Below are 26,928 nucleotides of genomic sequence, written 5' to 3'. Positions count from 1 at the left end.
TCAGATACGTTTTCTTTGTTTATACGATTTCTTTTTTCTTTTTAATTTGTTTACTCCGCAGCTGGCCACATGCAGCATCAATGTCTGCACCGTTTTCCCAACGTACACCGCAGTTAATGCCATATTGTTTCAACGTTTCAAAAAATGTCTGAATGGACTCAGATTCACTGCGTTCGTATTGGTTATGTTCATCCACCGGATTATAAGGAATCAGGTTTACATATGTTAAATGACGTTTATCACGCAATAATTTTGCAAGCTGCACCGCTTCTTCCTTATGATCGTTTACATCCTTCAGCATGATATATTCATACGTAATGCGCCGATTAGTTTTTTCTAAATAGTAATCGACCGCTTTCATCAGTTTATCTATTGGGAACGCCTTATTTATTTTCATAATTCGCGTTCTAAGCTCATCATTAGGTGCATGTAACGATATGGCTAAGTTTACTTGAATGCCAGTATCTGCGAATTCATAAATTTTATGTGCAAGACCACTGGTTGATATAGTAATATGCCTTGCCCCGATACAAAGCCCCTTATCATCATTTACCACACGAACGAAGTCAATCATATTCGTAAAGTTGTCAAATGGCTCACCGATCCCCATGACAACAATATGGCTTACGCGTTCATCATTCCCTTGCTCATCGAGATGTTTCTGTACGTTCATGATTTGCTCAACAATTTCTCCGGCAGAAAGGTCACGGCTCTTCTTAAGTAACCCGCTTGCACAAAACGTGCAGCCGATATTACAGCCCACCTGTGTTGTTACACATACGGATAAGCCATAATTAAAACGCATCAAGACTGTCTCAATTAAATTCCCATCTTTCAATTTAAAAAGAAATTTGATTGTACCATCTTTTGATTCCTGTTTAACTGCTTCTTCTAATGTGTATAAAACAAAATGCTCATCAAGCAATGCAATACAATCCTTGTTCACATTGTTCATTTGTGAAAACTCAGTTACCCGTTTTTTATACAACCAATTCCATACCTGCTGCGCCCGAAACTTCTTTTGTCCGTGATCCTCCAGCCATTCTGTCAATTGATCAAATGTAAGTCCATAAATGGATGTTTTACTCATCATTTGTACCCTCTTTCCACGCACGAATTCCTTCACCTTCCTATACTACTGAAAATATGGGTATGAAGCAAATGGTTTATATTTCATTTCTTGCTAAATCAGCCCACATCTCTGTAGCGTCAAATAAGTAAAGGTTGAAATCAGATCCCTGCTATCATGCTTTAACACAGTTACAAATGGCCGTTTCTTATCAATATAGCTCCATAGGCTGTGTGGAATATGGCGCTCACAAACAAGAATTACTTCAGCTCTGCCAAGCTTGCCTTTGAGTATTTTATAGCTTTCTTCATACGGGTTATGAAGTTCAACATGGCATCCGTGACTTTCCAGCCGTCTTTTGTATTCATTTAAGAATCGGGAACCGATTATCAAGACTTTAAAGTTGCCGAACCAACTATAATCTTTGTTTGATCCTTCAGAATTTGGTTTTTTCTTATTTTGCTGGGTATCCTTTGGTGCCTCCATTGCATAAAGCTTTGTAATAGTGGCACCACAATTTTGCAGAGTTGCTTTGGCTGGTCTATCAATGATTAAAGTTTTTCCACTTATATTTTTCAATACATCGCAATTTCTTGGGTGATTTACATCGGTCATATCTACAAATGTCCACTTCTTATTTTTATACGTTATATAGCCTAGATGATCCCGAGCATTATTTCTCATTTTATATTGCTTATTTCGTTTCTTGTTTTGAAAATGAAGCAGACTTACGCGCTTCATTAAAGGATAAAATACATTCTGCCCATTATGATAATAGTGATGAAGGTTTTCTGTAGTAATATGGCTTTGCAGCAGCTTTATCAGATCAGGTAAATTATTAGTAGAGAAGTAATGACTCATGTATTTCATTATTAAACCAGGTTCATTTTCCATTTCTCGATCACGATTTCGATATGTGCTGACCTCTATTCGTAAGTCATCCAATTCCTGTTCCAGATTTCCATATTTGTCCTGTGTCAACAAGTCATGATTTTCTAACTGCTTTCGTAATAAATGGTTGGATTTTTTTAATTGTTTCACCTGATTAGCAAGATCTACCCTTCTTCCATTCTTTTGTTTTAAAGAATGTTGGGTAGTCACTCGTTCTACTAGTTGTTCAGCCTCCATGCGACGCTTTCGTTCCATTTCCAGACGGTTTGCTTGTTCTTCCAATTCCATTTCCAATTCTTTAGCCTTCGAAAGTTTTTGTTGCGATATAATACGTTCATCACCTAATTGAACGATTTTCCTTTGCAGGTCCCGAATTCGTTTATTTTGTTCGTGAATGGTGCGTTTAGTATCTTCAAATTTTTTCCGAACGCTTTCCAACTCTTTTTGAGCCCGTTTCCTTAATCTTTTTTCTTGTGTAATATCCGCCTCTTTACCTATATCTTCACGTACTACGGGGCTTTTTTCACTTAACCTTTTTTTGAATCTTAATTTACTTTTTTCAATTTGTTTTCTCTTTTGTTCAGCGGATTGTTTGCGTAATCTATTGCCGGCAACATGATCCATGCACCCATCCCCTTCACTGATAAGATCTAGGTATCTAGTAAAATTATACTAGATTATAGGTAATTTTACATGGTTCGAATGTAAAAACACAAAAAAACCAGGACCAATTTGATCCCGGTTTTCAATTTCTTCCCGTTAGTATACCTTTATATCACCCGAACTTGTCCGACAATGGACCTTACTTCCTTCAGTTCCCTTAGAAGCGATGAGCAGGTGGTCCGTTTTCTCTTTAACCTCCAACCCGTCAATATTGACCTTGATGCCTCCAGAATTGGCCCTGCATTCCATCCCTATTGATTCAGGTAACTGATCAACATGAACGGTAACATCTCCGCTTGAGGCTTTACAGGTTAAACTACCACTAATTGTCTCGTTTTGATAAACAGCATCCCCTGAAGACGTTTCCAGCGTTGTCTCGTTACATACAATCTCCTTGAGTTTTATGCTGCCGCTGCTAGCATGAAATTTGGCGCCACCTGCATAACTGTCTTTTGCCTCAATATCCCCACTGGAGGATTTCACGAAGAGACGTTCTCTTATTTTTAATCCCGAAATGGTTTGATCTCCGGACGAAGATCTGCTACTCAGTGTTCCTGCGTACACATTATTGATCGTAATATCGCCAGATGATGTTTGAACCTGGACATCATTATACACCTTCTCGGGTAATGTAATTTGCAGTTTAACATCACTATAGCTACTTCCAAATTGAAATCCTGATGAACGGTTATTGGTTTTAAAACTGATGTCCAGTCTGTTCATCTTTTGGTTAATCTTAAACTCATAGTCCTCAGCCAGTTTCTCACTCATTTCCCCTTGTAATAAAATACCTATTTCATTATTATTTCCAGATAAAAGTTCAATGTCCGCCGAGGAAGTTGAAATGTTTAATGATTCGATTAGCTCTCCACGCACCAATTCTTTTTGGTCAATCTGAACTGCATTTTTATTCAAACCAAATAACGCCATTTCAATCACCACTCCTGTCATAGAATTATTACCCTTATTTTAACACTACTCAGCCCCGTATGGGCTCTGTCTAGAGACTGAGTTTCTATGGCCTTAAGTAGTATTTATTTATTACCCGGGGAATAAATAAGGTGCATGCACCCGTTTAACAGCTGAGCATAGCTGGCGATTCAAAATATCTGATCATCTTTTAAAAAAAGACGTGTCGACATGGTCAAATCCCATGTAACACGCCCTCTTTGTGCCTCTTGCAAATTATTTGCTTCCGTTTTTCACCATCGCAGCTACTTCAATTGTACGTTTTGCCTGGTGTTTTACTGCACCTTCAACATCTTCTACCATCTTACCATCCTGGCCAACTGTTACGCTTGTTCCATATGGATTTCCTCCAGCACCAAATAATACTGGATCAGAATAACCAGGGGCAGCTACAATTGCGCCCCAGTGGAACATGGATGTGTATAAGGATAGTAATGTTGCTTCTTGTCCACCATGTGGGTTTTGGGCAGAAGTCATTCCACTAACAACCTTGTTAACCGTCTTACCATTTGCCCAAAGTCCACCTTGCAAATCAAGAAACTGTTTCGCTTGAGATGGAAGGTTACCAAACCGTGTTGGGATACTGAAAATAATTGCATCCGCCCATTCAAGGTCATCTGATGTTGCTTCAGGTACATCCTGTGTTGCGTCAACATGTGCCTGCCATGCAGGGTTTGATGCTATAGCTGCTTCTGGAGCAAGCTCCGGAACTTTTAATACTTTGATTTCGGCGCCTGCTTCTTTTGCGCTTTCTTCTGCCCATTGTGCAAGCTGATAATTGGTGCCTGTTGAACTATAATAAATTACTGCTAACTTTACGTTTGACATATGATTCGTCTCCTTTTTTTTCCTAAATAATGAATCAAGAATACCCATTTATACACTCCCTTATTTGTAACCATTTAGGCAATTAATATTACTGAAAAAGTGTCAATAGGTTACTTTACGTAAGTAAGTATAATAAAATAATATAATAATGTCAAGTAAGTTAAACTAATGAAAGAAAACGAGAGAAAACGAGAGAAACAGCTCAGAAGACTTTGTGAAACATATGTCAAATGAGGCGAATGACTCGGTGCACAAAACAGTGGACAATTGCCAACAACATAGTAAAATCAGCTCAGGAGAGGGCGGGTTTGGGGCAAAACAGCCGATACATCCTCCGAAGTCTTTAAAAAGCTTAAAAAATAAAATCCAAGAAGTTGGCATCACATGAGATGCCAACTTCTTGGATTTATTAGTTAAATATTTACTTCATTCCAGCAACCTTTTCTGAAATGTAAGCTGAAACGTCCGCAATTTCCTGTTTAGAGAGCGTTCCTTCAAATGCTGGCATGCCGCCACCACCGTTTTTAACCTGCTTAACTACTGCATCGTGATCACTTGCAACATCATTTCCTTGCAAGCTTGGGGCACTGCCACCAGCGCCTTCTTTTCCATGGCAGGACATGCAGTTGCTTTGGTATACTTCAGCACCAGCTTTCGCATCTCCTGATGAAGCAGTAGTATCTCCGCCACCATTGTCCTCAGATTGTCCTGTATCAGTGCCCTCATCGTTGCCACCATCATCGCCGCCACCACAAGCAGAAACTACCATTATAATCGCGAGAAATAATAAAGCAACCAGAAACTTTTTGTTTTTCAACATTTTTTCCACCTCCGCATTTAAATTTTAACCATAATTTACTAATTTATTACCTCTAAAAAGCAATATTTAAACCTATTATTTGTTTTTGGTAAATAAATATTCATACTTTTTCTCCAAGAGCAGATAAGTGGACGATTATCTTCATACGACGTATCATTTCTTAATACAAGTTATGTATTTAAGGAGTGATTCATGTGACCTCGAAACAATTCAATCAAATACCACTGTCTGTACTGGACTTAGCCCCAATCACTGAGGGCAGCACCGCTGAACAGTCATTTAAAAATAGCGTTGAATTAGCACAACATGTTGAGAAGTGGGGATTTAACAGGTTTTGGCTCGCGGAACATCATAACATGCCTGGGATTGCCAGTTCTGCAACATCCGTTATTATTGGGCATATCGCCGGTGCAACAAAAAGCATTCGTGTAGGGTCTGGCGGAATTATGCTGCCCAACCACGCGACTTTAGTGATTGCCGAGCAGTTTGGTACGCTTGAAACATTATATCCTGAACGAATTGATCTTGGGCTTGGACGTGCGCCAGGCAGTGATCAGGCAACTTCTTATGCACTTCGTCGTACATTGAACATGCGGGTAGACGACTTCCCAGCACAGGTAGAGGAGCTGCAGGGATACTTTGAAGGCGGAGATGAAAGCAGAGTTCATGCTGTCCCCGGCGAGGGTCTAGAAATTCCGATCTGGCTGCTTGGTTCAAGCGGGTTCAGCGCCCAGTTATCCGCACACAAAGGACTGCCATTTTCCTTTGCTAGTCACTTCGCACCTGACTATACTATTCCAGCACTTAATTTATACCGGGATAACTTTAAACCGTCACGTGTGCTTCAAGAGCCTTATGCTATGCTTGGGGTAAATATTATAGCTGCTGACACGGATGAGGAAGCGCAATGGTTAGCTACTTCCCAACAACAACAATTACTAAGTATTAGAAGTGGTAGACCAAGCAAATTAAAACCGCCAATTGATAATGCTGACGAAGTATGGTCAGCTGCAGAACTTGCCGCAGTTGATAAATCACTTGAATCAGACGCTACTATTATCGGTGGGCCCGATACGGTCAAGCGGCAATTGGAAAACTTTATTGAAAAGACGAAGGCAGACGAAGTCATTGTAAACGCACAAATCTTCGACCAAAAAGCCAGACTGCGCTCCTATGAAATCGTAGCGGAAATGATGGACTAGAAGCATGGGGCTGGGACAAAAGTGATTCAGTCATCGGGAAATCCGAACTATGATTCCAAATTCCTTAATTAGAATTTGGATTAGTTCGGATATTTTTCTTGGCTGTTTTTGTAAACCTTATTGCGAATTGTCCATAAACTGCAACGTAACTAAAAATTATCACCCCGGCGGTCGCTGCGGAAAAACACTGCGCTTTCTGTGGGCAGCTAATGAGCCTCCTCGAGCTTATGCTCGAGGACACTGAAAAAGGTATAGATAGTACACAAACATGTGGATCTATGATCGCATCTTGAATATACTGCGCTTTCCGCGGGCGAGTGACAAGCCTCCTCGGACTGCCGTCCTGCGGGGTCTCGTCGATCTCTCACTTCCCGCAGGAGTCTCCGTATATTCAAGATGCTAGATAAAGGTGAGAGGCTAAATTTATAAAATCTACCACTTTTTCAGTGCTCTTCTTACGCTCTTCGGGGTCTCATCGATGCTTCTGCTCCCACAGGACAAGGAATGCTTCTCCGAATAAACATCGCACGAAGAAAAAGTGCTTTTCTTTTTCGAGGAGTCTCCGTGTTTTTCCTTCGCTAATGGTACTTAGCAACGGTATTATCTGGTCCATCCACTGTTACGATGGTGTCTTACGCTCCGGACCGTTGACTCCTGCGGGAACAGCACGAGTCTTAAGACCCCGCAGAGTGGAAATGATGAGGGCCGACTAAAACCGCCCTTTGCGGGCAACGTCGGCATACCCCTTGCCGGGGCAAGGAGGCTTAGCCGCGCCCGCGGAAAGCAACGGTCCGCTGCGGAAAACAACCCAGCGCATATGTCGCTATTTATATCAACTGCGAATTAGATCCGACTATTTAAAAATTAACGTTTTAAACTGGCTACCCTGTGATTGTTCGTCTTTGACTCAAATATTTTAGTTATGTCCCAGCCTCATCTTTTTTAATTAAATTCTCTCCGTCCTGGCCTGCTTCTCGTTCAACATCTCCACTTTGGCAGGTTCCTTATCCCGAACCTTTCCCTTTAAACCATCCTTTCTCTTTAAACCGCGAAATGGCTTCGATTCGATTCGTCACATCGAGCTTATCCAGTATGACGGAAACATAATTACGAACAGTCCCTGTGGTGATAAATAATTGGCTAGCGATTTCTTTCGTTGTCTTCCCACTTGCGATTAAATGAATAACTTGTTCTTCTCGTTCTGTTAATGGACTTCCAGTACTATATGCCATATCGACCAATTCTGGCGCATAAACTTTTCGGCCGTCCATGATAACGCGAATTGAGTTCGCTAAATCCTCGCTGGGGCTATCCTTGAGCAGATACCCATTAACTTCGGCTTTACGGGCGCGCTCAAAATAGCCTGTACGCGCAAATGTTGTGAGAACAATTACTTTGCAAGGATCATCCCTCAATTCTTCAGCAGCATCCAGTCCGGTTTTCAATGGCATTTCAATATCCATCATACAAATGTCGGGTTGAAATTGTTTCACAAGAGCCAATGCTTCCTCCCCATTATTTGCCATCCCTACTACCTTCATATCGTCTTCCAAGTCAAGTAAAGACCCAAGAGCGCCAAGCAGCATCCGCTGATCCTCAGCAATTACAATACTTATCACGACATCCCCTCCTATTTCGTTTCTTGTTTAATCACGTGCGGGACGTGGATTGTAAGTGTGGTTCCTTCTCCAGAAACAAGCTCCAAATGACCATTTACGAATTCCAGTCGTTCCCTCATACCCTGTAGCCCATTCCTTTTGTATGAATCGATTTCATCCGGAATTCCAATACCATTATCCATTACAGTAATGGTAAGTTCAGTTGGTATCTGTTTAATAATGATCTTACAAAAGGTTGCACCGCTATGTTTCACGACATTAGTTACAGCCTCTTTCATACTCATGCTCAAAACATTTTCAATTAGCAAAGGAACGTTTTTCAGCGCTAGATCACCATCAATTTTGCATTCTATTTGTGCTGCATCCAGTATTTGCTGAACCCGGATGAGCTCGTCCTTTAATTTTGTACCCTTCATCTCAGAAACCATCTCGCGGACTTCTTTTAACGCGGTTCTTGCTGTTTGATGAATATCATTTATTTCATTCTTAGCAGCGTCAGGCTTGATACTAACTAATTTTCTGGCCAAATCACTTTTTAATCCAATAAGTGACAGCTTTTGTCCAAGTGTATCATGTAAATCACGGGCAATCCGATGCCTTTCCTCCATTACAACCAATTGAGAAATCCGCTTGTTCGCCTCTTTTAATTGGCTTTCCAGCTTTTCCTGTTTGTTGCGATTATACAAAGTAAATGGCAACAAGATAACACCAATCACACTTATAATAATGAATGGAATCTGCATTAAAAATGCTTCACTTTGGGAAATAAAACCGATACTCACCGCAGCAAGGGTGGTTACTAAATGAACAACATATAACGTAATAAAACCGACTTTGTTTTGCAAATTCCCGATATAAAATGCAAGAAATAACGAAAAATAAACATAGCCAAAAAACAATGTCATCACAATGCTTATCGTCATTTCAATACCCACAGATAAATAAACAGACCAGCCTTCTGATAGAAAGGATAATCGGTATGTGGCAAAAAACAGAATAATCATCGTAATACCAATAATGATTTCTATTGTTGTTGATGAGTGAAATATAAAATAGAAAGGGAGGATACAGAATATAATCCATGCATAGGAACTAAGCCCTGTATTCCTTGGAATAATGTGATACCAATTTCGCAAAACCAGCCCTCCTTTTCCTAATGGTTAGTAAAAATAAAATTTGGCTCTGTTAAGCTAACTTAACGGGCGCTTCCGCTTTTCTTGTCCAGCTTCAGCGCCCAGTGCCTAGCAAATAGTTAGTCCTGATGAATGTACGTATAGTTCAACGTACTTTCACAGTCCTATCTATTTGTACGCCACTTAACAGGCGCTTCCGCTTTTCTTATTAGTATACCAATAAGGCCCTTCATTACTAGCTGAAGGGCCCCGCAAATAGGTTCACTTATTTCTCCTGAAAACTTGATCTTCTTGTGTTTATTTTTACATGTGCATCTGGTTTTTTCAAAAGTTCTTTAACATCCTTAAAACTTTTAAACGACCGGCTTGCTTCATCATACAATCGAAAACGAAGTGATTGCAAGCTCGATGCCAATGTTATTGTTGTTGCCTGCTGTAGTGGTGGTGTAGATTCATGCGCCTGTTCCAGCTTGTAGTTGGGGACCCTTGGACTTAAGTGGTGCACATGGTGATACCCAATGCTTCCAGTTATCCATTCCATTACTTTTGGCAGTTTATAATACGAACTTCCGTCAACAGCAGCCTTTACATAGTCCCATTCATCTTCATTCTCAAAATACGAATCCTCGAACTGATGTTGCACGTAAAACAACCAGATACCTAGTGAACCTGCTATAAATAATATTGGAAGCTGGATAATCAGAAACGCCTGCCAGCCAACTACCCATATCATGAAAGAATAGAGTAGAACGATAGATATATTTATTAAATACGTGTTGAAGCGCTCTTTTCGTTTCGCGCCTTTTCGGTTAAATCGGTTCGATATTAAATAAAGGTAGATTGGGCCAAGGCCAAACATAACCAATGGATTCCGGTATAAACGATAGGACAGTCTGCCCCAAAACGATGCAGCAACATATTCATCTACCGTCATTACCCATACATCACCGGTACCGCGTTTATCAAGATTACTGCTTGTCGCATGATGAATAGAGTGATCGCGTTTCCACTTTTCGTAGGCGAACAAGGTAATAATCCCAGTTATGTTCCCCACTATTCTATTGGCCCGTTTATTTTGAAAAAATGACATATGTGTACAATCATGAAAAATGATGAAGATTCGAATAACAAACCCTGAAGCAATGACCGCTAGTCCAAGTGTTAACCACATAGAAATGGATAAACTTTGGTATGCAAGGAACCAAAGCAGGAAGAACGGGAATAATGTATTAATTAATTGTTTGATGCTTGCCTTCGTATCTGAAGTTGCAAATGGTGCGACGTTTTTTCTTAATTGTGCTTGCTTCTGTTTACTCATAACATCCTCCTATGATAAGGATTAGAATTTGTTTATTTATTCAATCTTAATCATATATGGGGACGTTATAGTAAATAAGTCATAAACGTCAAGTAGCATACATGACAGATGTCATGTATGCTACTTAGAGTTAGTATTACTTTGCAAATGTATCGGGCATTACGACCGCAACAACCTCACCTTTTGCACAGACCTTGCCATCCGCATAAACTTCTGTATGGACCTTCCATTTTTTTGGGTGGATTTTCTCAAGTGTTCCAACTGCTTCTAATGGAACACTATGTGGTGTCGGTTTCATGAAATCAACATGCAGCGATCCTGTCACAAAGCGTGGTGGCTCAACACCGTCGCCGGGCTCATGCCCATTCTCCCGGTGTAAAGCAAGGGATGCTGACCCAGTTCCATGACAGTCAATCATCGAGGCGATCAAACCACCATAGACAAAACCTGGTATTGCTGTATGTTCTGGTTCCGGAAGATATGTAGTTGTAGTTTGCTCACCTTGCCAGCCTGTCCTAAAATGATGGCCACTTTCATTCATTCTTCCGCAACCATAGCACCAGGCAAAGTCTGCTGGATATTCATCCTGTACAGCGTTTTTAATTATTTCTGACATAATTGCCTCACTCCTCTTTTAAAGTTAATATTTTCTGACTTAGTCGTCTATTTTAATTATACATGGTTTTTTAATCATTGAAATCACTTCATTTATAGATTTCCTAGTTTTCCATTGTTATTTTTGGTAATCTTAAGGTAGATGCATTTTATTCAATAGAGATGAGGTTTTTTTATGAAACGATTAGTTATTTTAGGCGGTGGATATGGTGGAATTCGTCTTTTATCAAACTTGCTTGATAACAGTCTGCCAAAAGATGTTCATATTACAGTAATCGATCGAAATCCATACCACTCTCTGAAAACTGAATTTTACACAATTGCTGCTGGAACTGTTTCGGATAAGGATGTGCGCATCGAATTTCCTGAACATAATCAAGTATATTACGAGTTCTGTGAAATAAAGAAAATCGATACGGATAATCAACAGATTTTGTTTCAGGACAAGAGTGACACTGTTCCCTATGATTATTTAGTTATTGCTCTGGGGTGTGAAGATAATTATCACGATGTCCCAGGCGCAAGTGAATTTACTGAAAGTGTTCAAACCTTTTCAAAAGCAAGACATGCCGGTTTGGCAGTCGGGGACCTGAAGGCATTTGGTAAAGTTTCAATTGTAGGCGCAGGACTTAGCGGCATTGAAGTAGCTTCCGAAATTCGTGAAAGCAGATCTGATTTAAATATCCGTCTGCTTGACCGCGGGGAAACAGTCCTAAGACCCTTTGACTCCAAAATTCAAGAATATGTTGAAGATTGGTTTCGAAAAAACGATGTGGAAGTAGTGCATAATGCCAATGTGGAATACGTTGAAAAAGACGGTGTCTGCAATAACGGAATATGCTACGTCAACGATGTAACAATCTGGACAGCAGGCGTTCAACCGAATTATTTGGTAAGAGAATTGCCTTTTGAAAAAGATTCACAGGAAAAAATCGTGTTGAATAACTTTTTCCAGGTTCCTACTAATACAAATGTATATGTTGTCGGTGATTGTGCCTCATCTGAACATTCCCCAAGTGCACAATTGGCTAGGCAGCAGGGAGAACAAATTGCTGATATCCTTTCTGCGGTTTTGCAAAACGAGGAACCAAAGCAGCCAAAGGAAATAAAACTAAAAGGTACACTCGGTTCATTAGGGAAGTCAGACGGGTTCGGAAATATGTTCCAGAAGCCAGCCACCGGGTTATTACCACGTTTGGCAAAAACCGGTGTGCTATGGCTGAATAAACGACATTAAGTCTAATGAGACCGAGACAAAGGTTCTTATTCAAAGAGAAATCCGAACTATAGATTCAAATTTTCTTCAATTGGAATCTGAATTAGTTCGGATATTTTTCTTGGCTGTTTTTGTCTATAAACTATGACGTAACAGCACCGCGTTATTTCCTCTTCAGGCAGTCGGCGTACTTTAGGAGGCTCATCAGCTGCCCTCGGAAAGTGCAGTGTTTTCCGCAGCGGTGGCAGGGCGCCGAACATGATTGTTAGTTATGTCTCAGCTTCTTTTCTATATTCTATATATGGTGCTGGTACTTTTTCAGGTCAATTCGACCGTCCTGACCTACCCCAATTCCTTCGCTCTCAAGCAGGTTTTTCTGGGTCCAGACGCCTTCATCACTATTCAATGCTATCTGACCGTGTATGTTTACAACGCGGTGCCATGGTATGCCGTATTTTCTGCTCATTGAATGCAGAATCCGGGCTACCTGTCTTGCTCCCCGTGGGCTGCCAGCGACCCTCGCAACCTGGCCATACGTCATGACAGTTCCTTTGGGTATTTGTTTAAGAATGGTAATTACCTTTTCAGTGAATGGTTTCATAACGTTTCCTACTTCCGTACATTTTGCATTTATGGGTGGATACACAAAGCGAATTATTGCAACAAGCATAACATGTATTATCCGATTGTTTAAAAGGAGGTAGTGTTATGTTGAATAGAAAACCGAGGCGACGATTCCCCCGCTTTTGTATCTTTCCCGGTTATAACTGGTGCGGACCTGGATGCAGTGGACCTGGCGCACCAATAAACAAGGTTGATGCAGCGTGCAAAGCGCACGACGAGTGCTACCGAAGAACTGGAGCATATTGCAAATGTGACCGTGAATTCATCCGGCGGTTACAATCCTGCCGTAACCCTCATACAAGAGAAGGACGTCAAGCAAACGTTATTTACAATTACATGAAAGCACAGTCATTTTTCACATGTGGCTTTTAACAGCACACCAGCATAAAACCAATATAGTCTGCCCGGAAGACACTAACACCACGATTCCGTCCATCAAAATTATTTGTATACTTACGGCTTATAAAGAGGATAGAAAGAGATTCATTCAAGGAGAATATTATTATGCAAAACACCCCGCCGAATGTAAATTCGGCGGGGTGTTTGTTAATCTTCTTCTTTTTTACTAACATACTCATTTGGTGCCTGATTGCCATGTGCATTATGATTCTTAAACTGGCTCTTTCGTCCATTTCGGTGTTCACCGCTATTTTTATTTTCCTTGAACTGATTATTGAATTCCTTTTCTTTATTGACCATTTTCATGCCCCTTTCAAAATGCGGAATTTATTCTAGTTTTTGGTGAAGAACCTTCCTTTATTCACTCCATTGTTATTTTTGATAAATGGACGCATTAATCAACCCCCCGATTAATAAAACAGCCGCTGTCAGATAAAACCAAACCATTAAAACAATAATATTTCCTAATTGACCATAAAATAAGGAATAATTGCTGAAAGTCACGTATTTTGAAAAGCCGATTGAAACTACCTGCCACCCAATTGTTGCAAAAATAGCCCCCGGATAAACTTGGTTCCATGTCAGCCTAACACTTGGCACAACCATGTATAACAATAAAAAGAAAATATATAAAAATAAGGTACCCATACCCCACTTAGCAAAAAACCACAAATCAAACCATAAATCCTGTATTTGCAGCTTCGGTAACACAAAGGTACGTACAATATCCTCTATAATTGGCACAAGAAGCGATAATGATAAAATAATCATAAACCCAAGCGTAAGCAGCAGATCACTGAAAATCCCCCGCAGAAAGAATGACTCCCGCCTGATGTCATATGCTTTATTTAAGGACCGCACGAGCGACTGTATTGCCATTGATGCAAGCCAAAACACAGCTGCAATTAGTCCAAATGACAACCATTGGCTTCGTCCCTTGGCCAGGATGTTTTCAAGTGTACTGCTGATTATCTCGTAGGTTTCGTGAGGTGCAAATGGCCTAATCATCACTAAGATATTTTCAAGATTTACTGGCAGAAAACCAATAAGTGAAAAAATAAAGATGAAAAAGGGAAACAGAGACAGCATAAAATAGTACGCCATTTGTGCAGACTGGTCATAGAATCGCTCAGCGAAAAAACGGGTAATAACTTGCTTCGTTGTATGAATAAATAGCATTGTTGCTTCTCCTCCCGCTACACTTTATTGTTTCATTTTATGATGAAAACCGTTCATTATCCCTGCTAACTATTTTTTCTATTTCTTTTTTCCTTGCCAAATACCATCATGAAGGACAATTCGTACAACTTCCGCATAACCTCATAAAATTTTTATAAGAAATTTTGATAGAATGTGATCCATTCGTCTATCAAATTCGTTAGCTTTATGTAGAAGGATAAGGGAGGTGAGACTGTGAAAGATATTACACAAATTTTAAGCAACATACTAGGCGGCAGTGTCAACGATTCCGGTAATGTTGATTTAGACCTTAGCGATTTACTGTAAAATTTAACCAGTAAAAAGTTATTAAAACTATGTTTAATTTACCTTAAGAAAGTGAATTTAAATTTTTGTGGGCAATCCCCCACAAGCAAGTGAAAAAATTTTAATTAGCGGTGGTGATATCATGTTAGACGCAACACAACTTCTTAGCGACATTCTAAACGGTGATGTCAACGATTCTGGTAATGTTGATTTAGACATCAGCGATTTACTCTAAGATTTAACTAAAATGAACCAGGGAATTGTAAAATTTTTACGGACAAGCAGTTTACCGTGTTGGAGGTGATATTGTTATGGATATTACACAAATTCTAAGCGACATTCTAAATGGCAGTGTCAACGACTCTGGCAATGCTGATATTGATCTTAATGATTTACTCTAAGACTTATGAATGAAGTTGAATAAATCAAACACTATACATTCGGAGGTGATACCATGTTAGACGTAACACAAATCTTAAGCAACATTCTTAACGGAAGTGTCAATGACTCTGGCAATGCTGATATAGACATCAGTAATTTACTATAATAGTTGCAGTTAACTATCAGTTATAGTTTGAACTTAAAAACCGGGGTGATATTCGCCCCGGTTTTTATACGTTCTTAAAGTGGCGGTGATGAATACATGAGGAAACTTGTTAAATTATTGAAAGCCTATCGAATACAGGTAGCCGCAGTATTACTGCTCACCCTATTACAAGCCCTGCTCCAGCTCTATCTTCCAACATTGATGGCAGATATGGTAGATAAAGGAATTGTAAATGGTGATATACCTTATATTATAAAAATTGGCATATTCATGCTGCTGGTTGCAGCTGGAACTGTTATTTTTTCTATTTCTGCAAGCTTTTTCTCTTCAAGGATTGCAATGGGGTTTGGAAGGATCCTACGAAAAAAAATGTTTGCACATGTTGAGAACTTTTCTCTGCAGGGTTTTGACAAAATAGGGACATCTTCATTAATTACCAGAACAACAAATGACGTTATGCAGGTCCAGCAAGTGCTGACAATAATTCTGCGGATACTAATCATGGCACCTATGATGTTTATTGGCGGGATTTTCTTTGCAGTATCCACAGATCCGAAACTATCCTTAGTTATTATTGGAGCAATTCCTATTATTATTCTTGCCATTATACTAGTAGCCAAAAAAGGGATTCCACTTTATAAAACAATGCAGGAAAAACTGGATCAGATGAATCTCGTTTTGCGTGAAGGACTCACAGGTGTCCGGGTCATCCGTGCATTTGATCGATCCGCTCATGAAGAAAACCGGTTTAATGAAGCAAGCTTTGATTTTACTTGTACTGCTATTAAGGTAAATAAATTAATGGCGACATTAACTCCATTTATAATGTTAGTTTTAAACTTTTCCATTATTGCCATTATCGGATTTGGGAGTATGCGAATTAGCAGTGGCGATATCCAGGTAGGTGATTTGATGGCATTTATTCAATATGCCATGCAAATTATGTTTTCCTTAATTATGGCTTCCATGATGTTCATTATGATTCCACGTGCCTCTATTTCTGCAGACAGGATAAATAAAGTGCTAGATGCTGAGCCAGATATTAAAGATCCTGAACAAATTAGCGACCCTTTAGACGTTACCGGCCATATTAACTTTGAGCATGTAAGTTTTAGCTACCCTGGCGCTTCTGTGCCTGTACTTGCCGATATATCATTCCAGGCAAATCCAGGCGAAGTTATTGCTATTATCGGGGGCACCGGTTCAGGAAAATCTACCCTTCTTGATCTGATACCAAGGTTTTATGATGCAGGAAAGGGTTCCATTACAATTGACGGTGTAGATGTTAGAGACATCACACAGAAGAAATTAAGAAGGAACATCGGATACGTTCCGCAAAAGTCAGTTCTTTTTACAGGATCTATAGCAAATAATATTCGCTATGGAAAAGAAGATGCGACAGATGCTGAGATAAGGGAAGCTGCAGATGCTGCACAAGTGACGGGGTTTGTTTCTGAAACGGAAAATGGCTTCGACTCAGTAATCAGCAGAAGCGGTGCGAATATTTCTGGTGGCCAGAAACAGCGTATTTCCATCGCACGTGCACTTATAGATAAATCCAGTATCTATCTTTTTGATGATAGCTTCTCCGCACTCGACTTAAAAACCGAGGCAAAATTACGGGCATCGCTACAGGATAAAACCAGGGAATCAACGGTAATAATAGCCGCCGGACGGATCAGTACTGTGATGGATGCTGATAGAATTATTGTGTTAAACCAAGGAAAAATGGCAGGCACTGGGACACATCAAGAACTGATGGAAACATGTGAGGTTTATCAGGAAATAGTGTCCTCACAGCTTTCAGAGGAGGAAACAGCATGAGTGGAAAACATCAGCATGCACGTCAAAGCAAAAAACAAACTAAGAGCGCGCCAAAAAACAAACCAACTCCAAAGATTAAGGACTTTAATGGAACGCTAAAAAGGCTCGTCTCCTACCTGAAACCACATAAAATTGCATTGATCGCCGTATTTATTACTGCTATCTTTAGTACTATCTTTGCCATTCTCAGCCCCAAAATAATGGGACTTGCCACAACTGAGTTATTTCAAAGCATGGTGACAAAAATCAAAGGAGATTCAGGGAATGGAATTAACTTTGACTATATTATAAATATCTTGCTCATTTTAGGTGTACTTTATCTGTTAAGTGTTGTGTTCCAGTATATTCAACAATATATCATGGCAGGTGTTGCGCAGAAGACAGTCTACACGTTACGTAAAGAGGTGAATGAAAAGCTTTCGCGTCTCCCACTGCAATTTTTCGATTCAAAAACGCATGGTGAAGTATTAAGTCGCGCTGTTAACGATCTTGAGAATATCAGCAGTACCTTACAGCAAAGTTTAATGCAGTTCATTACATCCATTGTGACGTTAATTGGGGTTGTGGTGATGATGCTCACAATTAGTCCATTAATGACCATTATTGTTTTGTTGACTGTGCCACTCAGTTTCATCGTTACCAAAAAGGTTGCCACCCGTTCACAAAAATATTTTCTCAGGCAACGCAAAACGCTGGGCCAATTAAATGGTCATGTCGAGGAAATGTTCAGCGGTCATAAAGTGGTCAAAGCCTACAACCGTGAAGATCAGTCTATTGCAGATTTTAATAAATTGAATGAAGGTCTCTATCAAACAGGCTGGAAAGCACAATTTATTTCCAGTGTTATCTCGCCCCTTTTGAAATTCGTTAATAATAGTGTATACGTATTAATTTGCGTTATTGGCAGTCTGCTTGCTACACGACAAGCAATTCAAGTTGGTGATATTCAGGCATTCATCCAATATATCAGGCAGTTTTCCCAGCCCATCACCCGGGTTGCCGGCATAGCAAATGTAATACAATCTACAATTGCATCGGCTGAACGTGTCTTTGAAATCCTTGATGAGGAAGAAGAAGTGGTTTCATCGAATTCCACGGAAGTTAAGTCTCCAAAAGGGGCAGTGAGCTTCCAAGATGTCAATTTTGGCTATACAAAAGATCATGCATTGATTGATGATTTGACAATCAACGTAGAACCGGGGCAGACGGTGGCAATTGTTGGCCCGTCCGGAGCAGGAAAAACAACCCTAATGAATTTGCTCATGCGCTTTTATGAGATAGACAATGGCGCCATTAAAATTGATGGTATTGACACGCGTACGATGAAACGCAGTCATGTACGGAATTTATTTGGTATGGTGCTTCAGGATGTATGGCTTTTTAATGGAACAATTCAGGATAATATTGCGTATGGCCGTGAAAATGTTACCAAAGAGGAAATTATTCATGCTGCCAAAGCCGCCCATGCCGATCACTTTATCAGAACACTCCCCGATGGGTACCAAACCATTTTAAATGAGGAGGCATCTAATATATCCGTTGGGCAGAAACAGCTTCTGACAATTTCCCGGGCCATTATTGCGAATCCAGCAATTCTAATCCTGGATGAGGCGACTAGCAGTGTTGATACACGGACAGAGTTCCAGATACAACATGCGATGAACAAATTGATGAATGGAAGGACAAGCTTTATTGTCGCTCACAGACTTTCCACAATTAAAAACGCAGATACAATACTCGTTATGGATAAAGGCAGTGTCATTGAGAAAGGAAGCCATGATGAATTATTAGCAAAGGACGGTTTCTACGCGGATTTGTACACAAGCCAATACGCAAGGAAAGCGCAAGTGCCCGTTTAGTAACGTACAAACTAAGTCCGTGCAACACAGGTGGTTCGATGTTGTTACGTGAAACGATATTGAAATGTCAAGTTTGCTACTATCTAATTTTTTCAAAGGTAACCCGATTCGCCAAGTAATCACAAATAACGTAGATAATTACGTAAATTGGAACTGAATAGATATACTGCCAGCCGGTTAGTACATAATAGCCAGTCCAGACAAGAATCGGTTCCGCTAAAAAAGAAGTAATAAGACCGAACAGCAATCCTTTTATCCAAGGCGAAATGTGGGGCTTTATCTGTATAAAGAACATAATGGCTACAGGCAGCATACAGAAGTGAAACGGTGCCCATGCTGGAAAAGTTGGAAGTGGTTTCCCCGTGTAATACCATAATCCGAGCGCAACCCCAATATAGTCCATACAGACACTAACAATGATCGAAAACAATCCTGCATATAAAAGTCGGTGGGTACTATCCCTTTTTCGATAACGGATCCATAGTACCCACGCACCCGCACTTACTAGTAAGGCTATCCACCAATCCCAGTGCAGCAGTGTTTCATCCTGCCACAGATTGCCAAATTCCTCATGCAGCTGGTGGAACTTCTCATAAAGACCGCCTACCTGATCTATTTTTTCTTCTTTCATGAACATTACCACCTTCGTTTAGTTCCATCTAACATTCTTAATAATGAATCTGCTCTTTGGTATTGTTGGCATACGAATCATGCTGAATTTCGCATTTTGCCTGGGCACTTTATAGTCCACATGATTTGTAAGGAAATTCAGGCTCGTTTTCATTACTTCCACTGTGACCCACTCACCTGCGCAGCGATGTCCCATATAGTCGCCGCCACCTTGCGGAATAAAATTAAATGGGCTTCCTTGAAAATCTCGAAATCGCTCCGGGTTAAACTCATTTGGGCTCTCCCAAATGGCAGAACTATGATTTGGTCCATAAATATCAAGCAATACCAATGTTCCTTCCTTAAAGTCATGATTCCTCCAAGTAAATCTCTTACGTACACGTGCACCTAGAAACGGACCAAATGGATAAAAACGGCGAACCTCCTGGACAAACATTTGGCTATAATCATTTTCATTTGATTGTAACTTCCTGCGTGTTTCAGGGTGAAGATGCAAAGCCAAAGCACCAAATGTCACGTATCTTGCAATAGCAACAATCGGTCGTAGAATGTTGATCAATTCTACCGCAGCCATTTGCCTGCTCATTAATTTGCCGTTTAGATTTCGGCGCCATGACATAGCATATAAGGCTGTATGTTCATCAGCAATCACCTGCCCTGAACGAACCTGTTTAATCATCGTCCGGATCCATTTTTCCGCCCGTTTCCGTGCTCGTTTACCTTTTTGAAACCTTGGTCCAACAGCTCCAAACGCATCGATCATCGAACCAAAATCATTGGCCCGTTGTTTTAATTCCTTTGCCCATAATGGCACGCCCGCCCATTGACATGCTATCCGGCACATAATCTCCTGTGTCTCTTTAAAAAAGATGATCCGGTTCTTTCGGACCCATTTATCTATTGCATATTGCCACTGCTCGGTCGTAATAGTACGAAGTTCATCTAGATGTTCGGCTGTCATTAATGACATAAATAATTGTTTACGGTGCTTATGCTCAGCATTGTCCATGGTTTGCACACCGTTTTGCCCAAATAACGTTTTTTGCACTCGTATAGGTGCCGCGCCTTTTCGACGGAATATTTCTTCATTATAAAAAACCTTTGCGGCTTCACTTCCACTTATACAAACAACCTTTTGTCCAAGTAGATGTGTAGTAAAAATATCCGAATCAAAACGCCTGCATCTATTTGGAATATAGTGATATCCTTCAGTTAATAGCTTAATACTGTTATCTAAGCCCTTTTCATGTGGAACATTACTTTCCTGCATACTCATTTACGTACACCTTTCCATTATCAGATTTTCTATTATCATTTGTTCGTATCATTTTATTATCCAGGTTGAGGCATCTGCTTTGACTGGGAAAGTATTGTGCTGTATCTTATGAAGGTGAATTCAAAGTAACTTTATCAGAATACAGCATGATAATTTTAAGCAATTTTTCAATAAATACCTGGGAATAATAGCATATAGGGAGGTCGTCGTTTAATGAAAACAATATGGAGAGGTTATATCCATGCATCGCTTATTTTGAAGATTACTGTAGCACTAATTCTCGGCATAATTGTTGGGATTATCTTTGGGAAAGATGCGGCCGTTTTAGCACCATTTGGGGACTTATTAATTCGTCTGCTTAAATTCCTTATCATTCCGCTAATATTATTCACACTGATTGTTGGTGTCAATCAAACAAAAATTGGAAACCTTGGACGCATGGGCGGAAAAGTATTTGTCTATTATTTATTGACATCCGCATTAGCTATTATTGTTGGAATCGCCGTGGCCAGCATTTTCAGCCCTGGTACAGGAATGACATTGGATACTAATGAAAAATTCGATGTTCCAGAGAACCCGGGCACAATAAGTGTTCTATTAAATATTGTTCCGGACAATATCATTACTGCTTTTAGTGAATTAAATCTATTAGGCATCATTTTTACAGCAATTGTATTTGGAATTGCCATTTCTTCATTACGGTCATCGAAGGAGCATGCGAAGCTCGGAGAAAGCGTATATAAAGTAGTGGACGGACTTAATGAGGCGACACTGTCAATCATGAAAGTAATCCTTCAATATGTGCCAATCGGGATTTTTGCGATCATTGCTAAAACGGTTGGAAACCAAGGTGCTGATACATTATTATCTCTCGGCAACATGATCCTTGTTCTTTATGTTGCATTACTAGTACAAGTTGGAATTTACGTTATATTCATGCTTCTTGCCAAAATTAGGCCTGCCCGATTTTTTACACAGGCACGCACACCAATGATTACTGCCTTTGTCACCCAAAGCAGTTCCGGTACCTTACCGCTAACATTGGATGCGGCCAAGAATTTGGGTGTCTCAAAAGGCATATACGGGTTTAGTTTACCCCTAGGGGCAACAATCAACATGGATGGAGCCGCAATCCGTATTGCTATATCAGCCGTATTTGCAGCAAATATCGTTGGCGACCCCTTAAGTTTCACGGACATGCTGCAGGTAGTGTTAGTCGGAACATTGGCTTCTGTCGGTACTGCAGGTGTTCCGGGCGCTGGCATCATCATGATTGCCACCGTTTTTGCACAGCTTGGTCTGCCGATGGAGGCGGTCGGATTATTAACAGCAATTGATGCACTGGTCGGCATGGGCTGTACAGCACTGAATGTAACCGGTGATTTGGTCGGTACAACAATCATTAATAAATCAGAAGGAAAAAATAGTGAAGAACAATTAGCATAAGAAATCGGAGACTGCATTTTATATTACTTTTGCAGTCCCTTTTTCAATACCAATAAAAGCATATTGAACCTGATTCTCTATAAGAAGTGGTATAATAGAGAATAATCATACATATTAATATAGTGAACTTAATAGGAGGCACAATATGCAGGAAGAAGACATGCCACGTAATTTCGAAAATATTAAAGAAGCCAACCGTCCAAAAAAGGCTGCTAAATCCAGGCTACTGAAGCGAATAATTTTTGTACCAATCGGTGCAATGATTGTGGCAGTTGGACTGGAAATCTTTTTAGTTCCCAACAACATCATCGATGGAGGTATCATTGGCATCTCCATTCTTACATCCTATCTGTCCAATATAAATCTCGGTTTACTGCTTGTCCTCTTTAACCTTCCATTTCTAATACTCGGCTACAAACAAATTGGGAAAACCTTCGCAATCACAACTTTAGTCGGTGACCTAATTCTCGGGATTGGTGTAGCGTACCTGCACGACATTCCTGTCATAACAAATGATTTGCTGCTCGCCTCTGTTTTTGGAGGGATGTGTCTTGGTGTTGGAGTAGGACTCATTATCCGCCATGGTGGATCACTGGATGGCACAGAGATTTTGGCAATTCTATTTAACAAGGCAACCCCATTCTCAGTTGGTGAAATTGTCATGTTCATCAATGTCTTTATTCTGGGAAGTGCCGGTTTTGTTTTTGGATGGGATCGTGCCATGTATTCACTGATTGCCTACTTCATTGCCTATAAGACGATTGACCTTACGATAGAAGGATTGGATCAGTCCAAGTCGGTATGGATTATTAGTGACCAGCACCAGGAAATTGGTGACGCAATTAACGCACGCCTTGGACGGGGTGTTACTTACCTCAATGGTGAAGGTGCATATACCGGGGACGATAAACGGGTGATTTTCACTGTCATTACCAGACTTGAAGAAGCTAAGGTGAAAAATATCGTAGAAGAAAAAGATGACTCTGCATTTCTGGCAGTCGGTGACATTCACGACGTTAAAGGCGGACGATTTAAGAAAAGGGCTATTCATTAGTGCATATTTTGGAAGTAATTATATTCCCGCAAAAAATTGCGGGATTTTTTTATTGCTGTTTTTGTAATCTCTTTTCAATATTTCAAGGTAAATATGGAAAATCATAGTTCTAAATACTTATAATATTGTAGTATATTCGAACCATTTTTCTGTTTTTCTGGTAAAAATATTTACAATATTTTACCTAGACACTATTATTAGATTGTTACCAAACTTCTTTCTTTCGGGGGTAAGTTTTACTAGATTTACTATACATAATTGAGAAGGGGGTACGATACATACTTAAATAAGAGATTTAAGGGCGGTTAAATCTACTACTTTTAGGAGGAAACAGATTCTATGATGAAAAAAGGACTCATTCTTACCACAACCCTGGCACTTTCATTAGGGTTTGGCACAGTAAACGTTGGCGCATCATCAGTACCTGATTCTAGTAATCTAGCCAGTAAGGTTTCAGCCACAGTTGGATCACCAACAGATTTGGGAATCGCTAATGATGAGAAATTAATAGAGATGCTAAAAGAGAACGGCACGATTGCACAGGATGCAACTGCTGAAGAAGCACAGAAAGCACTGCAAAAGTTTTTAAAGGCAAAGGCTGATAATGCAAAAAGTACAAAAGAAGATTTGCCAAACGGCTTAGATGTAAAAATGAAAGATAAAAAGAAGAAGCATGATAATGGTCTTACAAATGGAAAAGGCAATAAACTGGGACATGCTAAAAAGAATAAACCTACTACTGTAGAAGAGGAAGAATATAACGGTGAGGTTCGTTCTGATAAAGTGCTAATTCTAGCAATTGACTACCCGGATTACCAAAAAAGCTCCATCACAAAAGAAGAAACAGACATGTGGTATGAAGACTATACCCATGAGCATTTTCAAAATATGATTTTTGGTGAAAACGGATATGAAGGCCCTAACGGTGAAAACCTTATTTCCATGAAGCAATATTATGAACAACAATCAGGTGGAAGCTATACTGTAGACGGCGAAGTTGCCGGCTGGTATACCGCTGATCACCCGGCAGCATATTATGGTGGCAATGTTCCTGCCCCGGATGGCAGTGACGCCCGTGCTCGTGAACTTGTTTATGAGGCGCTTACAAAGGCTGCACAAGATCCAAACGTTGACTTAAGTGAATATGATGTTTGGGATCGTGATGACTATGATGGTGATGGTGTCCTTGCTGAACCGGACGGTCTTATTGATCACTTGATGGTTATCCATGCTGGTGTTGGTGAGGAAGCTGGTGGTGGATCTCTTGGTGGAGATGCTATTTGGTCACATCGCTGGAACCTTGGACCTAGTCCCGTAGCTGTTCCTGGTGCATCATCAGACAGTGACCGCTTTGATGGACAATTAGGTGCATGGGATTACACAATCGAACCTGAAGATGGTGCCGCTGGTGTATTTGCCCATGAATATGGCCATGACCTTGGCCTGCCAGATGAATACGATACACAATACAGTGGTGAAGGTGAAGCTGTAGCATACTGGTCACTAATGGCAAGCGGAAGCTGGGCTGGGGACGTTCCTGGGACAGAACCTCCTGGAATCAGTGCTTATTCAAAGGAAATGCTACAAACCCTTCATGGTGGTAACTGGTTAAGTGGAACTACGCTTAATGCTGATGAGGTCACTAGTGAAGGAACATCTGTACTTCTCGATGAGGCAGTAACAAAAGGAACAAATAATGACGCTGTACGCGTGAATTTGCCGGACAAATCCACGGTTGTAAACACACCATATAGTGGTGAAAGTGAATACTTCAGTGGAAGTGGTAATATGCTTGATAATTCAATGACCACTTCTGTTGACTTAACAAATGCTACAAATGCAGAATTAAGCTTTCAGGCGTGGTACAACATTGAAGAGAATTGGGATTATGCTTTTGTACAGGTAAAAGAAGAAGGCACTGAAGATTGGGTAACAGTTGAAGGTAATATTACTACAACAAATAACGATCACGGTAACAACCCTGGATTTGGAATTACTGGATCATCAGATGGTTGGGACCTTGCAACATTTGACTTATCCGAGTATGCCGGACAAAATATCGAATTACGATTAAATTATTCAACAGATCCTGCTGCCGCACTTCCTGGTCTATATGCTGACGACATCACTGTTACAGTAGATGGTGAAACAGTTATTTCTGATGACGCTGAAAGTGAGTCAGCATTTACACTGGAAGGCTTCACAAAGGACAACGGTAAGTTCTATTCTGAACATTACTATTTACTAGAATGGAGAACGCATAACGGAGTGGACGAAGGTCTTGCTCACATCCGTCGTGGTGCTAGTCTAATGAGCTATGACCCAGGTTTAGTTGTATGGTATGTGGATGAATCATATGATAATAACTGGACAGGCATTCATCCTGGTGAAGGATTCCTAGGAGTAGTTGATGCAGACCAGCATGCAAACTACTGGAGTGATGGCACTGTTGGAGCATCCCGCTACCAACTGCATGATGCAGCATTCACTATGGATAAAACAGATAAAATGTTCTTAGATTATACTGCTTTAAATGGTCTCACAATGAAAGACAACTTTACAAAACGTACACCTGTCTTTGACGACAGTGAAGACTGGAGCAACCCAGGTCTAATTGACGCTGGTCGTAATGTCCCAGAATTCGAATTAAAATTCCGTGTTGTTGGACAAAGCAAGGATAACACTGTTAGTAAAGTAATGATTTACAAGTAATACAAAAACGCTGCCATCCATATTTGGAAGGCAGCGTTTTTTATTTATTATCCTCTACATCTAGCTTTGCGTTTTGGTAATATTGCTGTTTTGCCGCGTTGAATCGTTTTGTTGAGCGATTAAACTTCTGTTCCTGCTTTTTCATACCACTATAGGACTGATTGAGTGCTTCAATTTCTTCTTCAAGTCTGGAATTTTTAATCTGTTCATTTTGCAGCTGTTTGTAAAAATCTTTATTGTCCTTAAGTGAGTCTATATATTTATTGAAATAGGATTGAAATAAGTCCTTGCGCTTTTCCATTAGCTGAATTATACTTTTAACCTCTTCTTCCCTTTTAGGCTTTTTTATTTTCTCGGAGGCGGGTTTGACTGCCAGGAAGGCCTTATAGGCATTGTCGAAGCTATTTTTTGCCTCTTGTAAAGACTTCCTCATATGTTGGTTGCACGTTTGCGCATTTTCAACCCTTTTCTCAATTTCACTTTCTTGATTAATGTCTAGCGCAATAATTTCATTATATATAGTCTGTTCGCTCTGACTTGCTTTCTTCAACTGCCTCAATTCATCTGCAAATTTTTGTTCAATGTGTGCTGACTTTTCCAGGCTTTTATAAATGCTCTTCGCCCTTTTTTCATCCTGATGGCATCCTGTAAGCAGAAATCCCATCAGAACCAGACAGTTTAATACAATGATTATTCTTCTAAACACATTCATACCCTCCGAACACTTTC

At 40.2% G+C, this 26,928-nt stretch carries 23 protein-coding genes; 8 read left to right on the top strand and 15 right to left on the bottom strand.

Annotated features, from left to right (window positions below):
* Positions 1-19: 19 nt before the first annotated feature.
* The 5 genes from rlmN to CFK37_RS07030 all read right to left on the bottom strand — a co-directional run bounded on the left by rlmN (position 20) and on the right by CFK37_RS07030 (position 5,240).
* Positions 20-1,090 (bottom strand): dual-specificity RNA methyltransferase RlmN, encoded by a 1,071-nt coding sequence (gene rlmN, locus CFK37_RS07050; protein WP_089061193.1) that lies wholly within the window; start codon positions 1,088-1,090, stop codon positions 20-22.
* 93 nt (positions 1,091-1,183) lie between these two features.
* Positions 1,184-2,584, bottom strand: coding sequence for a hypothetical protein (locus CFK37_RS07045; RefSeq protein WP_089061192.1), 1,401 nt, complete (start codon positions 2,582-2,584; stop codon positions 1,184-1,186).
* 135 nt (positions 2,585-2,719) lie between these two features.
* Positions 2,720-3,574: a DUF4097 family beta strand repeat-containing protein gene (locus CFK37_RS07040; RefSeq protein WP_089061191.1), complete on the bottom strand. Its 855-nt coding sequence runs from the start codon at positions 3,572-3,574 to the stop codon at positions 2,720-2,722.
* Positions 3,575-3,808: 234 nt separating this feature from the next.
* Positions 3,809-4,468: an NAD(P)H:quinone oxidoreductase gene (gene wrbA / locus CFK37_RS07035; RefSeq protein WP_089061190.1), complete on the bottom strand. Its 660-nt coding sequence runs from the start codon at positions 4,466-4,468 to the stop codon at positions 3,809-3,811.
* A 373-nt stretch (positions 4,469-4,841) separates the two neighbouring features.
* The gene (locus CFK37_RS07030; protein WP_089061189.1) at positions 4,842-5,240 is read right to left on the bottom strand and encodes a c-type cytochrome; all 399 of its coding nucleotides are present in this window, start codon (positions 5,238-5,240) and stop codon (positions 4,842-4,844) included.
* Positions 5,241-5,434: 194 nt separating this feature from the next.
* Here CFK37_RS07030 and CFK37_RS07025 point away from each other — a divergent pair, with 194 nt between their 5' ends.
* Positions 5,435-6,442, top strand: a complete 1,008-nt coding sequence (locus CFK37_RS07025; RefSeq protein ID WP_425445365.1) for an LLM class flavin-dependent oxidoreductase — start codon at positions 5,435-5,437, stop codon at positions 6,440-6,442.
* 1,004 nt (positions 6,443-7,446) lie between these two features.
* Here CFK37_RS07025 and CFK37_RS07020 read toward each other — a convergent pair.
* The 4 genes from CFK37_RS07020 to CFK37_RS07005 all read right to left on the bottom strand — a co-directional run bounded on the left by CFK37_RS07020 (position 7,447) and on the right by CFK37_RS07005 (position 11,128).
* Entirely contained in the window at positions 7,447-8,061 is a 615-nt protein-coding gene (locus tag CFK37_RS07020) for a response regulator transcription factor (RefSeq protein ID WP_089061187.1), read from the bottom strand.
* A gap of 11 nt (positions 8,062-8,072) precedes the next feature.
* Positions 8,073-9,197 (bottom strand): sensor histidine kinase, encoded by a 1,125-nt coding sequence (locus CFK37_RS07015; RefSeq protein ID WP_089061186.1) that lies wholly within the window; start codon positions 9,195-9,197, stop codon positions 8,073-8,075.
* A 262-nt stretch (positions 9,198-9,459) separates the two neighbouring features.
* Positions 9,460-10,512 carry a Delta(5) desaturase DesA gene (desA, locus tag CFK37_RS07010; protein ID WP_089061185.1) on the bottom strand — a complete coding sequence of 351 codons (1,053 nt, stop codon included), beginning with the start codon at positions 10,510-10,512 and terminating at the stop codon, positions 9,460-9,462.
* 136 nt (positions 10,513-10,648) lie between these two features.
* Positions 10,649-11,128 carry a PaaI family thioesterase gene (locus CFK37_RS07005; protein WP_089061184.1) on the bottom strand — a complete coding sequence of 160 codons (480 nt, stop codon included), beginning with the start codon at positions 11,126-11,128 and terminating at the stop codon, positions 10,649-10,651.
* 174 nt (positions 11,129-11,302) lie between these two features.
* Between CFK37_RS07005 and CFK37_RS07000 the strand changes: the two genes are divergently transcribed.
* A complete protein-coding gene (locus CFK37_RS07000) occupies positions 11,303-12,364 on the top strand; it encodes an NAD(P)/FAD-dependent oxidoreductase (protein WP_089061183.1) in 1,062 nt (353 codons plus the stop codon).
* Between the two features lie 274 nt (positions 12,365-12,638).
* Here CFK37_RS07000 and CFK37_RS06995 read toward each other — a convergent pair whose 3' ends face one another.
* Positions 12,639-12,944 (bottom strand): MGMT family protein, encoded by a 306-nt coding sequence (locus tag CFK37_RS06995; RefSeq protein WP_089063559.1) that lies wholly within the window; start codon positions 12,942-12,944, stop codon positions 12,639-12,641.
* Positions 12,945-13,051: 107 nt separating this feature from the next.
* On the opposite strand from CFK37_RS06995, the gene CFK37_RS06990 reads away from it, so the two are divergent.
* Complete coding sequence (locus tag CFK37_RS06990) at positions 13,052-13,339, top strand: phospholipase (RefSeq protein WP_089061182.1); 288 nt, start codon at positions 13,052-13,054, stop codon at positions 13,337-13,339.
* A gap of 174 nt (positions 13,340-13,513) precedes the next feature.
* Here the strand turns inward: CFK37_RS06990 and CFK37_RS19875 are convergent, their stop codons facing one another.
* Both CFK37_RS19875 and CFK37_RS06985 read right to left on the bottom strand, forming a co-directional pair.
* A complete protein-coding gene (locus CFK37_RS19875; protein WP_172840465.1) occupies positions 13,514-13,666 on the bottom strand; it encodes a hypothetical protein in 153 nt (50 codons plus the stop codon).
* Between the two features lie 72 nt (positions 13,667-13,738).
* Entirely contained in the window at positions 13,739-14,545 is an 807-nt protein-coding gene (locus tag CFK37_RS06985) for a YihY/virulence factor BrkB family protein (RefSeq protein WP_089061181.1), read from the bottom strand.
* A 949-nt stretch (positions 14,546-15,494) separates the two neighbouring features.
* Between CFK37_RS06985 and CFK37_RS06980 the strand changes: the two genes are divergently transcribed.
* On the top strand, positions 15,495-17,222 hold the full coding sequence (locus CFK37_RS06980) for an ABC transporter ATP-binding protein (protein WP_089061180.1): 1,728 nt from the start codon (positions 15,495-15,497) through the stop codon (positions 17,220-17,222).
* Positions 17,219-19,081: an ABC transporter ATP-binding protein gene (locus tag CFK37_RS06975; RefSeq protein ID WP_089061179.1), complete on the top strand. Its 1,863-nt coding sequence runs from the start codon at positions 17,219-17,221 to the stop codon at positions 19,079-19,081. Before CFK37_RS06980 ends, CFK37_RS06975 begins: the two co-directional genes overlap by 4 nt.
* 79 nt (positions 19,082-19,160) lie before the next feature.
* Here CFK37_RS06975 and CFK37_RS06970 read toward each other — a convergent pair whose 3' ends face one another.
* Positions 19,161-19,712 (bottom strand): CBO0543 family protein, encoded by a 552-nt coding sequence (locus tag CFK37_RS06970; protein WP_089061178.1) that lies wholly within the window; start codon positions 19,710-19,712, stop codon positions 19,161-19,163.
* A gap of 18 nt (positions 19,713-19,730) precedes the next feature.
* Complete coding sequence (gene cypC / locus CFK37_RS06965) at positions 19,731-20,987, bottom strand: CYP152 family fatty-acid peroxygenase CypC (protein WP_089061177.1); 1,257 nt, start codon at positions 20,985-20,987, stop codon at positions 19,731-19,733.
* Positions 20,988-21,200: 213 nt separating this feature from the next.
* Between cypC and CFK37_RS06960 the strand changes: the two genes are divergently transcribed.
* The 3 genes from CFK37_RS06960 to CFK37_RS06950 all read left to right on the top strand — a co-directional run bounded on the left by CFK37_RS06960 (position 21,201) and on the right by CFK37_RS06950 (position 26,199).
* Positions 21,201-22,433 (top strand): dicarboxylate/amino acid:cation symporter, encoded by a 1,233-nt coding sequence (locus CFK37_RS06960; protein WP_089061176.1) that lies wholly within the window; start codon positions 21,201-21,203, stop codon positions 22,431-22,433.
* Between the two features lie 160 nt (positions 22,434-22,593).
* Entirely contained in the window at positions 22,594-23,487 is an 894-nt protein-coding gene (locus CFK37_RS06955) for a YitT family protein (RefSeq protein ID WP_089063558.1), read from the top strand.
* Positions 23,488-23,829: 342 nt separating this feature from the next.
* Positions 23,830-26,199: an immune inhibitor A domain-containing protein gene (locus tag CFK37_RS06950; RefSeq protein WP_089063557.1), complete on the top strand. Its 2,370-nt coding sequence runs from the start codon at positions 23,830-23,832 to the stop codon at positions 26,197-26,199.
* Positions 26,200-26,239: 40 nt separating this feature from the next.
* On the opposite strand, the gene CFK37_RS06945 is transcribed toward CFK37_RS06950, so the two are convergent.
* Positions 26,240-26,905, bottom strand: a complete 666-nt coding sequence (locus tag CFK37_RS06945) for a YkyA family protein (protein WP_157724805.1) — start codon at positions 26,903-26,905, stop codon at positions 26,240-26,242.
* Positions 26,906-26,928: the final 23 nt, after the last annotated feature.

It is taken from the genome of Virgibacillus phasianinus, from assembly GCF_002216775.1.
Classification (GTDB): Bacteria; Bacillota; Bacilli; order Bacillales; family Amphibacillaceae; genus Virgibacillus_F; species Virgibacillus_F phasianinus.
This window is presented reverse-complemented; position numbering and strand designations above follow the sequence as displayed.